The sequence below is a fragment of the Magnetospirillum sp. 15-1 genome (assembly GCF_900184795.1).
GTDB lineage: Bacteria > Pseudomonadota > Alphaproteobacteria > Rhodospirillales > Magnetospirillaceae > Phaeospirillum.
In genome coordinates, this window is the sequence record NZ_FXXN01000028.1 from 44,940 (window position 1) to 59,820 (window position 14,881).

Consider the following 14,881-nt stretch of genomic DNA (forward strand, 5'->3'; position numbering starts at 1 on the left):
AGAAGTGATTCGCCTGGATAAATCATACGAAGTGGGAGGAACTTCATGAATTGGAAGCGTACGGCCGGGGCTGCCCTGGCGGTAATGACCGGTGTCTGCGCGGCGACGACCGCCATGGCCGCCGACCCGATCAAGATCGGCATGTTTCTGTCGGTCACCGGACAGATGTCGCCCATGGGCGACCCGCAGAAGCGCACCTTCGACTACATGATCGACAAGATCAACGCCCAGGGTGGCGTGCTGGGCCGCAAGGTCGAGGCCATCATCTATGACGACGGGTCCGAGCCGGAAAAGGCCGCCACCTTCGTCAAGCGCCTGATCGACAACGACAAGGTCGACATCATCATCGGTGGTTCGGGCACGCCCACCTCCATGGCGGTGCTCGGCCTGATCGAACGCGCCGAGATTCCGTACATGTCGCTGGGCGGCGGCACCGCCATCGGCGATCCGGTGCGCAAGTGGACCTTCAAGTTCCCGCAATCCGACCGGCTGGCCGCCGAGAAGGTGCTGGCCGACATGCAAAAGCGCGGCCTGACCAAGATCGCCCTGCTGTCCGAGAATGTCGGCTTCGGCAAGTCGGGCCACGACCAGACGGTCAAGCTGGCCGCCAAGTACGGCGTCGAGATCCTGATCGACGAGGTCTACTCGCCCAAGGACCCCGACGTCACCCCGCAGCTGACCAAGATCCGCGGCACGGCCGGCGTGCAGGCCCTGTTCATCTTCGGCACCGGCACCGGTCCCGCCGTCGCCACCAAGAACCTGAAGCAGATGGGCCTGACCCTTCCGGTCTATCAGTCGCACGGCGTGGCCTCCAAGGAGTTCCTGCGTCTGGTCGGCACCGCCGCCGACGGCACCCGCCTGCCGGCCGGTGCCCAGGCGGTGGCCGAGCAATTGCCGGCCAACGATCCGCAGAAGGCGGTGGTCATGGCCTTCAAGAAGGAATACGAGGAAAAGAACAAGCCGCTGGAAGCCGGCCCGCTGCCCGGTCACGGCCTCGACGCCCTGATGATGGCCATGGACGCCTTCAAGCGTGCCGGCACCACCGACAAGGCCAAGGTCCGCGACGCCATCGAGCAGACCAAGGGCTTCGTCGCCACCACCGGTATCTTCACCTACTCCCCCACCGACCACATGGGCCTGGGCCTCGACGCCTTCCATATGGTTGACATCAAGAACGGCGATTGGGTCATCGCCGACTGATCCTTCAAATGAAACCGGCGGGTCGCCTGTTACGGCGGCCCGCCACTTTCAAGAACCGACCCCATGAACGCCGCCGGCGAAATTCTCGGCCCCGGCATTGCTGCGGGAAGCGGGAGCCTGAGGTCCGCCACCATGAAAGCCATTCTCTGCGACCAATTCGGCGGCTCCGAGGTGATGCGTCTCGCCGAGATCGACACGCCGTCTCCCGGCCCCGGAGAGGTGCTGATCCGCATTCACGCCGCCGGGGTCAATCCGGTGGATTGGAAAATTCGCGAAGGCGGGCTGGCGCGGCTGTTTCCCTGCAAGTTCCCGCTGATTCCCGGATGGGACGCCGCCGGCACCGTCGCGGCGCTGGGCGACGGAGTGACCGGGCTGTCGCTGGGCGAGCGGGTATGGGCGTTCTGCCGCAAACCCGACATCCAATGGGGCACCTACGCCGAATACGTGGTGATGAGCGCCGATGGCGTGGCGGGCATGCCGGCCGGCTTCACCTTCGCCCAGGCCTCCACCGTGCCGCTGGCCGCCCTGACCGCCTGGCAATCCATGCTGGAGGTGGCCCAACTGCGGCCGGGCCAGAGCGTGCTGATCCATGCCGGAGCGGGCGGCGTCGGCGGTTTCGCCGTATCCATCGCCAAATGGATGGGAGCAAAGGTGATCGCCACCGCCAAGGCCGCCAACCATGACTATGTCCGCACCCTGGGCGCCGACCATGTCATCGACTACTCGACCTCGGATTTCGTCGCCGCCACCCGCGCCCTGGCCCCCGAGGGCGTCGACATGGCGTTCGGCACGGTGGGCGGCGAGGTGCTGACCCGCTCCTACGAGACGGTGAAGCCCGGCGGCATCCTGGTCTCCATCACCGACAAGACCGACAGGGAACTGGCCGAGCGGCTGGGGATCCGGTGCAAATACGTCTTCGTCAAACCCGATGCCGGCCATCTCCGCCGCCTGGCCGGGTTGGCCGATCAGGGCATCCTCAAGGTGCCGGAGATCGTCGAGATGCCGCTGGCCCGTGCGGCCGAAGCGCTGGACCTGTCTCGGACCGGCCATGTGCGCGGCAAGATCGTGCTGACGGTGGGGTGAGCTACTCGCCCTTGAAGTAGCTGCGGTAGAGCATGTCCTCGCCCAGGATATGCTCCAGCAGCCAGGCCTTGAGGAAGGCGGTCATCTCGGTGGTCAGCGCGTCGGGCGTCTCGCCGGCCAGATGGCGGTCGCGAAAGGCGATCACCGCTTCCTTCAGCCGGATATGGTCGGCCTGCTGCTTGTCCAGACGGGGATAGCTGCGGGATTTCAGCGCCATTTCCTCGGCGGCGAAATGGGTGTCCGCATAGGCCAGCAATTCGTCGAACAGCCAGCCCAGCTCGGCGATGCTCTCGCCACCGTGCCAGGCATCGTACAGACGGTTGAGCAGGGTTATGAGCTTCTGGTGATCGGCATCCATGCGAGCCGAGCCGACGCTGAATGACGGGTCCCACTCGATCAGAGACATCACCCCACCTTTTCCAGATTGGAATTGGTCCGCCCACGAGTCTTAGGTCAAGTGGCGCCCGGCGGCAAGCCTCTCGCAAAGATATGTTTAGCGGTTGCGAAAACCCTCGTCCCCCCCCATGATCCGCGCCCGAAACAACCCCGGACGGATCAACCATGCTCGCCATGATCGAAGCCCTGTTCCTCGGCATTGTCGAGGGCCTTACCGAATTCCTGCCGGTCTCCAGCACCGCCCACCTGATGCTGGTCGGGGACATGCTGGGCTTCGAGGGACCGCCGGGCAAGACCTTCGAGATCGTCGTGCAACTGGGCGCCATCCTGGCGGTCTGCGTGGTGTTCTGGCCCCGGCTGTGGGGCGTGGCCACCACCCTCAACCAGCCGCGCTCCATCGCCTTCGTCCGCAACGTGCTGGTGGCCTTCCTGCCGGCGGCGGTGATCGGCGCCACCCTCTACAAATACATCAAGCAGATGCTGGAATCGCCGCTGGTGGCCGCCGTCGCCCTGGTGGTCGGCGGCTTCGCCATCCTGCTGATCGAGCGGCTGGTCAAGCGGGCCCGCATCCACGACATCGAGGACATGTCCCCCGCCCTGGCGCTGGGCGTCGGCTTCTGCCAGGTCCTGGCCATGGTGCCGGGCGTATCGCGGGCCGGCGCCACCATCATGGGCTCCATGCTGCTTGGCCTCGACCGGCGGGCGGCGGCGGAATTCTCGTTCTTCCTGGCCATTCCCACCATGTGCGGCGCCTCGATCTATTCGCTGTACAAGAACTGGTCCACCCTGTCGTTCGATGGCGCCGGCCTGATCGCCATCGGCTTCGCCGCCGCCTTCCTTTCCGCCCTGGTGGTGGTCAAGGGCTTCATCGGCTTCGTCGGACGCCACGGCTTCGCGCCGTTCGCCTGGTACCGCATCGTCTTCGGCTCGGCGATGATCGCGCTGATCCTGCTGCGCTGAGATTTCCCGGTCCGGGGTATGCCCCGGACCATCCCCCCACCTCCCATTCCTCCGGGGCATGCCCCCGACCATCTCCCGTTCCTCCGGGACGTTCGCGCGAAGCCCGCGCGGACGGCCGGCTTCAATGACCCACGCCCCTCTCGCCGGGCGCTCGCCTTCCACCGGCCGGACCTTTCGGGCAAAAGAAAAGGGCCGCCGGAAATCCGGCGGCCCAGTCGGAATGTGTATTGCTTGCGCCGGCCTTAGTGGCTGGCGGCGCCTTCGGCCCCCAGGCCGGTCTCGGACCGGATGGACTGGGCTTCGTAGGCGGCGCGTTCGGCCTGGGCCTGCGGGCTGTTGTCGAGGATCGAGAACAGCCAGGAGAAGAAGAAGGCCGCCGGCACCGAGAACAGGGCGGGATAGGCGAACGGGAAGATTTCGGCCTTGAAGCCGAAGCTCTGCACCCACACCGCCTTGGACAGCACCACCATGATCACCGACATCAGGAGGCCGATCATGCCGCCGATGACCGCGCCACGGGTGGTGAGGCCGCCCCAGAACATGGACAGCACCAGCACCGGGAAGTTGGCCGACGCCGCCACCGAGAAGGTGAGCGCCACGATGAACGCGACGTTCTGCTTCTCGAAGATCAGGCCCAGCAGCACGGCCACGACGCCGAGACCGATGGAGGCGATCTTGGAGACGGTGACTTCCTTACCCTCGGTGGCCTGACCGTGCATGATGACGCTGGCATAGAGATCATGCGAGATCGCCGACGCCCCCGCCAGGGTCAGGCCCGACACCACCGCCAGGATGGTGGCGAAGGCCACGGCCGAGATGAAGCCGAGGAACATGTCGCCGCCGATGGCATGGGCCAGCCACACCGCGGCCATGTTGTTGCCGCCCTTGAGGTCCAGCGAGCCGATGCCCTTGGTCAGATACTCGGGATTGGTGGCCACCAGGGTGATGGCGCCAAAGCCGATGATGAAGGTCAGGATGTAGAAGTAGCCGATGAAACCGGTGGCGTAGAACACCGACTTGCGGGCCTCGCGCGCGTCGGGAACGGTGAAGAAGCGCATGAGGATGTGCGGCAGACCGGCGGTGCCGAACATCAGGGCCATGCCCAGCGAGATGGCATCCACCGGATTGGTGACCAGGGCGCCCGGCGCCATGATCGCCACCTTCTTGGGATGCACCTCGATGGCCTTGACGAACAGCTTCTCGAACGAGAAGCCGAAATGGCTCATCACGCCGAAGGCGATGAAGGTGGCGCCGCCCAGCAGCAGGCAGGCCTTGATGATCTGCACCCAGGTGGTGGCGACCATGCCGCCGAAGGTGACGTAGACCATCATCAGCGCGCCGACGATGATAACCGCGTACAGGTAATCCATGCCGAACAGCAGCTTGATCAGCTGGCCGGCACCGACCATCTGACCGATCAGGTAGAAGATCACCACGATCAGCGAACCGGTGGCCGCGAAGGTGCGGATCGGCGTGCGGGCGAGGCGATAGCCGCAGACGTCGGCGAAGGTGTACTTGCCGAGGTTGCGCAGGCGTTCGGCGATCAGGAACAGGATGATCGGCCAGCCGACCAGCCAGCCCACCGAGAAGATCAGGCCGTCATAGCCCGAGCCGTAGACCAGGGCGGAAATACCCAGGAACGAGGCGGCCGACATATAGTCGCCCGCGATGGCCAGACCGTTCTGGAAGCCGGTGATGCCACCGCCGGCGGCGTAGAAGTCGGCGGCGGTCTTGGTGCGGCCGGCCGCCCAGTAGGTGATGCCCAGCGTCATGCCCACGAAGATCACGAACATGATGATGGCGTGCCAGTTGGTGGCCTGCTTCTCGGCCCCCCCCATGTCGGCACCGGCCGCCAGCGCGGCGGTGGCGAGGAGCGCCGTGCCGCCGAAGGCGAGCGCGGACGCGATTGCGGTCTTTGTCGTCTTCATCAGCGGGATTCCTCGATGATCTGGCGGTTCATTTCGTCGAACTCGCCATTGGCGCGATAGACGTAGATGCCGGTCAGCGCGATGGCCGACAGGATGACGCCGACGCCGATGGGGAAGCCGATGGTCATCACGCCGGTGGACGACATCACGGTGCCGAGCCACGCCTTGTTGAAGGCGATGATGACGATAAAGCCGTAATAAATGACCAGCATGATCGCCGAAAGCGTCCACGCGAAGGCGTTGCGCTTGGCGACCAGCTCCTTGAACTTCGGATTGTTCCGAATGTGTTCGGCGCTCGCGAGATTCGCGGCCGATGGTGCGTTATGTGAGCTCACTTTGACCCTCCACTTTGTCACCGCCGCCAACCCCTGAAGGGTCCGGCGGTAGTTGTTTTCAGTTCCCGGTCTTGTTGCCGGTTTCCGCATTTTTTTGCGTTCAGGCGCGCTGGGGCACCTATGCGTACGCGTCATACGCCCGCAGCTTGCCTGAGGCGACGAACCTCATTAACATCCGCGCCCTTTGGCGTCAACACCAACTGAAAGCACCTGATTTATTCAATAGGTTATTCTAATGAGAAATTAGGTATTCGTTTCGAACCTTCACCTACTTTTCTCAAGACAACGCCAAATTCCCTTTCAGTTTATGTTTAGTTTACAGAAATTGTCACTTGACGCCTTAGGTGCGGTCACGCGAAGCCGCCGAACCCACCTAGAGTAAACACCCTACCGTGTTCTCGAAAAGGATTGTGTGACACATTTAAGGGACTTTTGCAGTGCACTCCCTTTTCAGGCTGAAATAGGTTGAATTTTCCACCTCCGCCACTATCGTACACGCGCCATGAATGACATCGCCGCTCTCGCCCGCATCGACAGTTTTCCTTATCGCCATCGCCTGCGCGAAGTGATGAGCACGCCCGTGCTGACCGCGCTGACCTCGGTGACTTTGAACGACGCGGTCCTTCGCATGTACGAAGCCCGGGTGTCGTCCATCGTCGGCATCGATGCCGACGGCCGCACGCTGGGCATCTTCACCGAGCGCGACCTGCTGCGCATCCTGTCCACCAACGGCCCGGCCGGTCTGGAACAGACCCTGGCGCCAGACCATGACCAAGCCGGTGGCCACCGTGTCGGCCGACGCCTATGTCTATGTGGCGCTGGCGCGCATGACGCGCCTCGGCCTCAGGCATCTGGTGGTGGTGGATGGCGACGAGCGGCCGTTGGGCATGATCACCGGCCGGGCGCTCCTCAAGGTCCGCGCCACCGAGGCGCTGGTGCTGGGCGATTCGGCGGAAAGCGCCGCCAATCCCGATGAGATGAAGGCGGTGATGACCAACCTGCCCAAGCTGGCCAAGGGGCTGCTGGGCGAAGGGGTGACGGCGCGCAACATCGCCTCGGTCATCGCCCTGGTGCTGCGCGACCTCACGGCACGGGCCTCGGAACTGGCCGAGCAATCGCTGCTCGACGACGGCTGGGGCCCCGCCCCGGCCCGCTACGCCGTGCTGATCCTGGGTTCTGGCGGGCGCGGCGAAAGCCTGCTGGCCTTCGACCAGGACAACGCCATCGTCCATGACGGCAAGCAATCCGACGATCCCTGGTTCGCCGAACTGGGCAAGCGGCTGAATGAGACCTTGAACAAGGCCGGCATTCCGTTCTGCGACGGCAACGTCATGGCCCGCGAGTCCAAGTGGCGCAAGAGCCTGGAAGAGTGGCGCGACGAGGTTCACGGCTGGGTCTTCTCGGTCGAGAACCAGACCGTGATGTATTGCGACATCTTCTTTGACTTCCAGCCGGTGTGGGGCGACCGCGCCCTGGCCGAGAAACTGCGCCACATGGCCATGGAGAAGGCCGCGCAATCGGCGTTCTTCCTGCGCTACCTCGCCCAGAACGTGGCGGGCATGGACGGCTCCATCGGCCTGTTCGGTAATTTCGTCACCAAACAGGGCCGCCTCAACGCCAAGAAGTTCGGCCTGCTGCCCCTGGTCAGCGCGGCGCGCATGCGGGCCATCCGCGGCCATATCACGGCCACCGGCACCGACGAGCGCTTCGCGGCGCTGAAGGATGCCGGCGTGCTGCACGAGGACGACCTGCGCGACTTCGTCGAGGTGCGCGAGATCGTCCTGCGCGTCATGCTGGAACAGCAACTGGCCGACATCGCCCAGCAGATTCCGGCCTCGGCCAAGATCGACCCCAAGCGCTTCGACAAGCGCACCCGCTCGCGCCTGAAATGGGCGTTCCGCCGCATCAAGACGTTGAAGTTCGTCTGCGGCGTCGGCGGATAAAGCGGGGCTCCCGCCCCGGGCGGGTTTGGGCGGCAGCCCAATAGACCTACAAGACGCGCTGCCGCTCATGCAGGATCATGGCGATGTCGAGCGTCTTGACCGCCTCGTCCAGGGTATGGATGCCCCGTCCCTCCAGGGCCTCGATCTGGCGCAGCAGCACCGCCGCAGTGACCATGGAATCGCCCAGCGCCGTATGGCGGTCGGTGATCTCGATGCCGTAGCGCTCGCAGATATCGTCGAGGGAATGCCCGGCTTCCGGCCCGTCCAGGAAGTTGGACAAGATCATGGTGTCCAGCACCGGACTGTCGAACCGAATCCCCATCTGCTTCTCGCGCATGCGCAGGAACTTGAGGTCGAAGGCGGCGTTGTGGGCCACCAGCACGGCATCGGCCACATAGGAGCGGAACTGGGGCAGCACCACGTCGGCCGGCGGCTTGTCCACCACCATCTCGTCGGTGATGCCGTGATAGCGGATGGATTCCGCCGGAATGGGCCGGCCGGGATTGACGATGCGGTTGAAGCTCTCTCCCGACAGGATGCGGCCGTTGACGATGCGCACCCCGGCGATGGAGACGATCTGGTCGCCCTGGGAGGGATGCAGGCCGGTGGTCTCGGTGTCGAAGACCACGAAGGTCAGCGACTTCAGCGGCCGCGAGCCCATGGCGCCGGTATCGCGCGACTGCTCCAGCAGGGTCATGTCGTAGAACTCGGGGCGGCCGGGCAGCACCTGGCGGCCGTGGCCGTGCTGCTCCACGCCCTTGCGCATGGGAATGCGCACCGCGCCGCCGCCCTCGCGACGGTCACGGATCAGGTCGATGCCGGCATGGTGCTCCAGCACGTCCTTGACGGTCATGCCGCCCAGCGCCACCAGCGGCTGGGCCAGCCAGCGGTCCAGTTGGGCCTGTTCGACCACGTCGCCGTCCCAGGCGAACTCCACCCAGGCGCCCGCCTCGTCGGCGCCGCCCGACAGATCGAACTGGGTGGCGCCGCTGCGGTCGGCCACGCGCCAGATCAGCGATTCGATGGCCATCACCAGGGAATGGGAATCACCGTGCAGCCAGACCGGCAGGCCGATGACGGTCGCACCCATTCCTTCGCCCAGACGCGTGGCGACGAAAGACAGCAGCTCGGTGGAATTGATGTCGGCCATGGGCCACCAGCCGGCCAGCATGGCGTGATACCCCTTGGTCACCCGCTTGATGGCTTCGGAGATCACCGCGCATTCGTGGCGGATGGTATGGGAATCCCCGGCCGAGAGCAGCATGCGCCGCAGCGGCATCTCCACGTCCTCGGCCACCTCGCGCAGCAGCGCCTCGCGCCCGGCCAGGGCGGCCAGTTGCGGACCGGCATCCACCAGGGTGACCACGTAGCCGGTCACCGCCCCCTCGTCGTTGCGGATCAGGGTCATGCGCCCCTGAAGCAGCATGCGGTCGTCGTTGGTGCCGGCCAGGAACGGCAGCCCGCCCTCGACGGCGCCGCCGCGATTGCCGAGGATGTCCATCATATGCATCACCGGCTCGCGGGCGATGGTCTCGAACAGCGAGCGCCCCAGCCCCAGCTCCGCCGTTTCGCGCAGCATGTCGAAAGCCACCTGATTATAAAGCACCATCTGGTGGCGCTGATTGCACACCACCACGCCCTCGTGCAGGTCGTTGAGGATGGCGGCCAGCCGGTTGGAGTTCTCTTCCGACTTGCGGGTGGCGGCGGACAGCCCCTCGGACAACTCGGCGCGGGCCTTGACCATGCGCGAGCAGACCTCGTTCACCGCGTCGGGCAGCGGCGCGATCATGAAATAGCGCTCGGGGTCGACACGGTCGCGTCCGCCGGTGCCGTAGGCGATGGCGCGCACCTCGGCCGCCATCTTCTTGATGGAACGGACCACCAGGAAGTCGATGGCCTTCCACGACACGGCGAACATCACCGTGGCGCCGGCCAGCGATACCATCACCAGCGCGGTCAATTCCTCGCGATCCACCACGCCCTGGGACAGGAAATATCCTGCCGCGGCGGTTACTCCGACATCGGCGGCAAACGCCGCCGCGAGCCACGGAAACGGGCCACGCCACTTGACCGCCACGGACACCCCTCCTCCACCGTTCTTATATTTTAGTCTTTTGCAGTATGACGCCGTGCCCGGCGTCGCCAGTCAACCCCGGATGTGGGTCGACTGGCGGCAAAATCACGAAAGGTGGCGGAAGGAGCGGCCCCGAAGGACCGGGAGATCAGAGGCCGGCGGCGGGATAGCGGGAGGCAAGCAGGGCCAGGGCGGCGGGAACCGTGTAGCCGGAATAATAGCTCTGCAGCAGCAGACGCGGGTCGATCCCCAGAGCGCGTGCCGAACTCCCCAACTGGTCCTTCAGACGGGTTTCCAGGTCGGCGGCCCACAGGGTGTAGCCACTATCGAACAGGGGGTAAGCCATTTCGCTCTCCATGAACGCCCCTCCATGGAGGGAGGAGCCATGAAAAACATCATGACAGAGCTTGATGGCGGTCTTTGGACCGCATTGTGGCCGAAATAAGAACGGCTACGGGCACTTGGGCAGACGGCGCATCTGCTCCAGCGTGGCGGTGGCGGCGACCCGCACGGCACAGGCCGGTGCCGCCACGGCAACCGGCGGCGGCGCGGCGGCGGGAGCGGCCACCACCGGAGCGGCGGGGCGCGGCGGCGGCGGGGCGGGAACGGCCGGAGGTGGTGCCGGCGGCGGTGCCACCGCCTTGACCACCGGAGCGGGAACGGGCGGCGGCAGAGCCGGGGCAGCGACCGGCGACTGCACCACGATGGGAGCGGCGGCCTGAGGCTGAACCGGAACGGCGACCGGCGCGGCCGCCTTCTCCGGCGCGGGGGCATTCGGCTGGTTTTCGGGCAGCACCGCCCCAGGGGTGTTGAGATAAGGGGACGGGCTGGAAATGGGCGGGCCGACCAGGACTCCGAGGACATCGCCGATACCATCGACGATGTCTTCGAAGAATTCGGTCTTCAGGGGCTGAGTCCGGGCCACGGGGTCCTCGGCCCAGGCCGGAACGGCAGAAGCCGCGGCCAGGCCGAGCAACACTCCGATGATAAGCGGCCGCACCACCACGCTCGGCTCAATCCACCAATTCGATGGCGTAGTTCTCGATCACGGTGTTGGCCAGCAACCCCTTGCACATGCGTTCCACCGCGTCCTTGGCCTTGGCCCGGTCGGTCTCGGCCAGATCGAGTTCGATGTACTTGCCCTGACGCACGTCGTTGACGCCGCCGAAGCCGAGCGAGCCGAGCGCGTGCTGCACCGCCTTGCCCTGGGGATCGAGAACGCCGTTCTTGAGGGTGATGTGGACTTTGGCTTTCACGTCGGTCTTTCCGTTTCTTGACGAGTGGGAACGTAAAAGAGGCGAGTGCCCCTACTGCATCGGCGCGGGGTCCTTCAGGTCGCCGCCTGCTTTGCAGGCTTCCATATCGGTATAGCGACCTGAAGGGCCAAACGCCATCGGGGGCCTCATTGCATCAGTGCGGGGCCCTTCAGGTCGCCGCCTGCTTTGCAGGCTTCCATATCGGTATAGCGACCTGAAGGGCCAAACGCCATCGGGGGCCTCATTGCATCAGTGCGGGGCCCTTCAGGTCGCGGGGACCGCCCTCGGGCAGGATGCCGAGGCGGCGGGCCACTTCCTGATAGGCTTCCTCCACACCGCCGAGATCGCGGCGGAAGCGGTCCTTGTCCATCTTGTCGCCGGTACGGATGTCCCACAGGCGGCAGGAATCGGGGCTGATCTCGTCGGCCAGGACGATCTGCATGTCGTCGCCGTTGTACAGGCGCCCGAACTCGATCTTGAAGTCCACCAGCCGGATGCCGACCCCCAGGAACAGGCCGCACAGGAAGTCGTTGATGCGCAGGGCCAGCGACATCATCTCGTCCAGGTCCTGGGTGGTGGCCCAGCCGAAGGCGGTGATGTGCTCTTCCGACACCATGGGGTCGTTCAGCGCGTCGGACTTGAAGTACCACTCGACGATGCAGCGGGGCAGCGGCGTGCCCTCGGACAGGCCGAAGCGCTGGGCCAGCGAGCCGGCGGCCACGTTGCGCACCACCACCTCGAGCGGGATGATCTCCACCTCGCGCACCAGTTGCTCGCGCATGTTCAGACGGCGGACGAAATGGGTGGGAACCCCGATCTCGCCCAGGCGCAGCATCAGGTACTCGGAGATGCGGTTGTTCAGGACCCCCTTACCGGTGATGGTGCCGCGCTTCTGGTTGTTGAAGGCGGTGGCATCATCCTTGAAGTATTGGACCAAGGTGCCGGGCTCGGGTCCTTCGAACAGGACCTTGGCCTTGCCCTCGTAAATCTGTCTGCGTCTTGCCATGGAAAAAATCCAAATCAATGGCGCCCGCGGCACATCCCCCCACGGAGGTCGGATGGAGGAAACGCACGGACGGCGAAGGGGCGGCGGACGAGTCCGTCACCCGGTTCGAGCTTGGTATAGCAGGCTCGGTTCCGGGAAACAATGAAACGAAGCGGTAACGCGGGAGGCCCGCGCGCCCTTCACCCCTCGACGGAAGAGTACCCCACCTGATCGGGCCGTCCGGCGGCGAAGCGCCAGACCCGTCCCGTTTCCGCCAGGGACGGCGCCGGCAGGGCGATCAGCGAGGCCGATACCGTGCCGAAACCGTCAGGGCGGAGAAAGCACATGGCGGGCGTCTCCTCGCCATCGGGGCCGCAGCCGCCGGTGTCGGCCATCAGGGTCTGCCATGCCGCCCAGTCGCCCCCCTCCGCATGGGACGGATCGGGCATGGGCGCGGCCACCGCGCCGAAGCGGTCGAGATAGGCGGCGATGCGCGGGCTGGCGCGGTCGTCCAGGTCCAGGGCGCTCAGCATGTGCAATCCCGGGGCGATGGGATGGACCTCGACCCGGCGGCCATCGGCCCGCACCCAAAAGGCGTCGCGATTGTCGGCCACCACCATGTTGAAGGACCGGTAGGAATCGCCGTTCAGCTCGGCCAGGGCCTGGGCAGCGTCGGCGGCATCGGCATGCTCCAGGGCCTCCAGCACCAGTTCGCCCCGCGACCGCTTGCCCGGCGCCGGCCCCAAGGTACCGATGCGGTTGAGGATGGCGGCCATCACGCCGGTATCGTTGACGCCCAGCCAGGTGCCGCCGGCCAGCTCGTCCAGCCCGGCCACCACCTCGGGGCGGTCATCCCACCAGCGGCCCGGCGGCTTCCACGGCCGGGTGTTCATCTCGTCGCGATTGGCGGCGACGATCAGCGGCCAGTCGTGACCGGGGCGGCGAAGCAAAACAAGAGTGCACATGCGCAAAAATCCGTTTCTAGCGGCGCTTTCGCCCGTTATAACACGCCTTGCGTCCGCAGATTTCATCTGCTGGACGCCAGTTGTCACAAAGGATACGGAACGCGGCGCGCCATGACTGCCTTCGACGATCGCGAAAAAGCCTTCGAAGCCAAGTATCGGCTGGATCAGGAACAGGAATTCAAGGCGAAGATCCGCCGCGACAAGCTTCTGGGCCTATGGGCCGCCGAGCAGATGGGGATTTCCGGCGACGCCGCCAAGACCTATGCCCTGTCGGTGGTCGACGTGGAATTCGACGCCACCGACCGCGATGCCGGGCACAAGATTGCCCGCGACTTCATCGCCAGCGGCGTGGCGCTGGACGAGCACACCATCCGCCATCAGATGGCGGTGCTGCTGGAAGTGGCGCGCGAGCAGATGATCACCGAGATGAAGGCCTGATTCCGACAGGCTTTCGATCCACACCTCGTCCGCCGCGGCCCTCAGCCGCCGGCCGGAGCCTCGGCCAGATCGATCTCGTCGACCGGCACCGAGTCGGAATAGAAGCAATAGCCGTTGCGGCCCGAGTGCTTGACCCGGTACATGGCCACGTCGGCCGCCTTGCTGACCTCGTCCATGGTGTTGCCGTCATCGGGAAACACCGCGATGCCGATGGACGCCCCCACGTGACAATCGTGCCCCTCGTAGGGAATGGGAGTGCCCAGGGTCTCGATGATCTTGCGCGCCACCATGGCCGCCTCGCCGGGGCGGCCGATCTCCTCGACCACCACCACGAATTCGTCGCCGCCGACCCGGGACACGGTATCGGAACTGCGGACGCAATTGTTCAGTCGCCGCGCCACTTCGCGCAGGACGGCGTCGCCGGCTTCGTGGCCCAGGGTGTCGTTGATGGGCTTGAACTTGTCCAGGTCCACATAAAGCACCGCCATCCGGCCGCCGTGGCGGCGCACACGGGCCAAAGCGTGGCTGATGCGGTCGTTGAGCAGATTGCGGTTGGGCAGCCCGGTCAGGGTGTCGTGATGGGCCAGGCGCTTGATGCGCTCCTCGTTCTCCTTGCGCTCGGAGATGTCGCGCAGGATACCGGTGAACAGCCGCCCCTTGCCGTAACGCAGTTCGCTCACCGAGATTTCCATGGGGAAATGGGACCCGTCGGCCCGGTGCCCCAGGCTTTCCACCGACCGGCCCATCAGCTTGGCGGAACCGGCCATGTACTGGGCGAACAGCTCCTGATGCTGCTCCCGCAGCTCCGAGCCCATCATCACACCGATGTGCTGGCCGACCAGCTTGCCCTTGCCATAGCCGAACATGCGGTCGGCGGCCGGGTTGGCGGTCTCGATGATGCCGCGCTCGTCCACGGTGATGATGCCTTCGGCCACCGAGGCCAGCACCCCCTGCAGCCGCTCCTCGCGCTCGCGCAGCGCCTCGGCCGACTTGACGAATTTCGAGATGTCGCGGGCCTCGACCAGGAAGCTCTCCTCGGGTCCGGGAATCAATCGGACCCGGATTTCCGCCTCGAACAGGGTGCCGTCGCGACGCATCAGCTTCAGCGGCAGGAACTCTTCCTCGGCCAGCAATTCCCAGCCGGCCTCCACCAGGAAGCGGTAGTCGGTCTCGACGAATTCGACGAAGGCCATGCCCACGGCATCGGCCTGCGAACCCAGCCCGAGGACCCTGACGCCGGCCTGATTGATGAAGACCACATTGCCCTGGCGCAGGACGCAAACGAGCGCCGACACGAGCTCGAGCAGCTCGTGATCCG

General features: G+C 65.5%; 15 protein-coding genes and 1 pseudogene. 6 read left to right on the top strand and 10 right to left on the bottom strand.

Annotated elements, in window-relative coordinates:
- Positions 1 to 45 precede the first annotated feature (45 nt).
- Both CP958_RS21515 and CP958_RS21520 read left to right on the top strand, forming a co-directional pair.
- On the top strand, positions 46 to 1,200 hold the full coding sequence (locus tag CP958_RS21515) for an ABC transporter substrate-binding protein (protein WP_096704269.1): 1,155 nt from the start codon (positions 46 to 48) through the stop codon (positions 1,198 to 1,200).
- Between the two features lie 132 nt (positions 1,201 to 1,332).
- Entirely contained in the window at positions 1,333 to 2,283 is a 951-nt protein-coding gene (locus CP958_RS21520) for an NADP-dependent oxidoreductase (RefSeq protein WP_096704979.1), read from the top strand.
- A gap of 1 nt (position 2,284) precedes the next feature.
- Here the strand turns inward: CP958_RS21520 and CP958_RS21525 are convergent, their stop codons facing one another.
- Positions 2,285 to 2,689: a bacteriohemerythrin gene (locus tag CP958_RS21525; RefSeq protein ID WP_096704270.1), complete on the bottom strand. Its 405-nt coding sequence runs from the start codon at positions 2,687 to 2,689 to the stop codon at positions 2,285 to 2,287.
- A gap of 155 nt (positions 2,690 to 2,844) precedes the next feature.
- On the opposite strand from CP958_RS21525, the gene CP958_RS21530 reads away from it, so the two are divergent.
- Positions 2,845 to 3,639: an undecaprenyl-diphosphate phosphatase gene (locus CP958_RS21530; protein WP_242443053.1), complete on the top strand. Its 795-nt coding sequence runs from the start codon at positions 2,845 to 2,847 to the stop codon at positions 3,637 to 3,639.
- Between the two features lie 242 nt (positions 3,640 to 3,881).
- Here CP958_RS21530 and CP958_RS21535 read toward each other — a convergent pair whose 3' ends face one another.
- On the bottom strand, positions 3,882 to 5,567 hold the full coding sequence (locus tag CP958_RS21535; RefSeq protein WP_096704271.1) for a cation acetate symporter: 1,686 nt from the start codon (positions 5,565 to 5,567) through the stop codon (positions 3,882 to 3,884).
- On the bottom strand, positions 5,567 to 5,902 hold the full coding sequence (locus tag CP958_RS21540; protein WP_096704272.1) for a DUF485 domain-containing protein: 336 nt from the start codon (positions 5,900 to 5,902) through the stop codon (positions 5,567 to 5,569). The genes CP958_RS21535 and CP958_RS21540 overlap by 1 nt, the downstream gene beginning before the upstream one ends.
- A 568-nt stretch (positions 5,903 to 6,470) precedes the next feature.
- On the opposite strand from CP958_RS21540, the pseudogene CP958_RS27155 reads away from it, so the two are divergent.
- Both CP958_RS27155 and CP958_RS21545 read left to right on the top strand, forming a co-directional pair.
- A pseudogene (locus CP958_RS27155) lies at positions 6,471 to 6,566 on the top strand (hypothetical protein); the annotation flags it as partial.
- Positions 6,567 to 6,669: 103 nt separating this feature from the next.
- A complete protein-coding gene (locus tag CP958_RS21545; RefSeq protein ID WP_242443054.1) occupies positions 6,670 to 7,845 on the top strand; it encodes a DUF294 nucleotidyltransferase-like domain-containing protein in 1,176 nt (391 codons plus the stop codon).
- Positions 7,846 to 7,891: 46 nt separating this feature from the next.
- On the opposite strand, the gene CP958_RS27160 is transcribed toward CP958_RS21545, so the two are convergent.
- The 6 genes from CP958_RS27160 to CP958_RS21575 form a co-directional block, all read right to left on the bottom strand.
- The gene (locus CP958_RS27160) at positions 7,892 to 9,922 is read right to left on the bottom strand and encodes an exonuclease domain-containing protein (protein ID WP_242443056.1); all 2,031 of its coding nucleotides are present in this window, start codon (positions 9,920 to 9,922) and stop codon (positions 7,892 to 7,894) included.
- 145 nt (positions 9,923 to 10,067) lie between these two features.
- Positions 10,068 to 10,265, bottom strand: a complete 198-nt coding sequence (locus CP958_RS21555; protein WP_141400416.1) for a hypothetical protein — start codon at positions 10,263 to 10,265, stop codon at positions 10,068 to 10,070.
- 105 nt (positions 10,266 to 10,370) lie between these two features.
- Positions 10,371 to 10,922 (bottom strand): hypothetical protein, encoded by a 552-nt coding sequence (locus tag CP958_RS21560; RefSeq protein WP_170959066.1) that lies wholly within the window; start codon positions 10,920 to 10,922, stop codon positions 10,371 to 10,373.
- A 10-nt stretch (positions 10,923 to 10,932) separates the two neighbouring features.
- A complete protein-coding gene (gene purS, locus CP958_RS21565) occupies positions 10,933 to 11,175 on the bottom strand; it encodes a phosphoribosylformylglycinamidine synthase subunit PurS (RefSeq protein WP_096704274.1) in 243 nt (80 codons plus the stop codon).
- A 241-nt stretch (positions 11,176 to 11,416) separates the two neighbouring features.
- Positions 11,417 to 12,181, bottom strand: coding sequence for a phosphoribosylaminoimidazolesuccinocarboxamide synthase (purC, locus tag CP958_RS21570; RefSeq protein ID WP_096704275.1), 765 nt, complete (start codon positions 12,179 to 12,181; stop codon positions 11,417 to 11,419).
- A gap of 179 nt (positions 12,182 to 12,360) precedes the next feature.
- Positions 12,361 to 13,125 carry an NRDE family protein gene (locus CP958_RS21575; protein ID WP_096704276.1) on the bottom strand — a complete coding sequence of 255 codons (765 nt, stop codon included), beginning with the start codon at positions 13,123 to 13,125 and terminating at the stop codon, positions 12,361 to 12,363.
- A gap of 111 nt (positions 13,126 to 13,236) precedes the next feature.
- Here CP958_RS21575 and CP958_RS21580 point away from each other — a divergent pair, with 111 nt between their 5' ends.
- The gene (locus CP958_RS21580) at positions 13,237 to 13,563 is read left to right on the top strand and encodes a DUF1476 domain-containing protein (RefSeq protein ID WP_096704277.1); all 327 of its coding nucleotides are present in this window, start codon (positions 13,237 to 13,239) and stop codon (positions 13,561 to 13,563) included.
- Positions 13,564 to 13,604: 41 nt separating this feature from the next.
- Here CP958_RS21580 and CP958_RS21585 read toward each other — a convergent pair whose 3' ends face one another.
- Complete coding sequence (locus CP958_RS21585; protein WP_242443058.1) at positions 13,605 to 14,858, bottom strand: diguanylate cyclase; 1,254 nt, start codon at positions 14,856 to 14,858, stop codon at positions 13,605 to 13,607.
- Positions 14,859 to 14,881 lie beyond the last annotated feature (23 nt).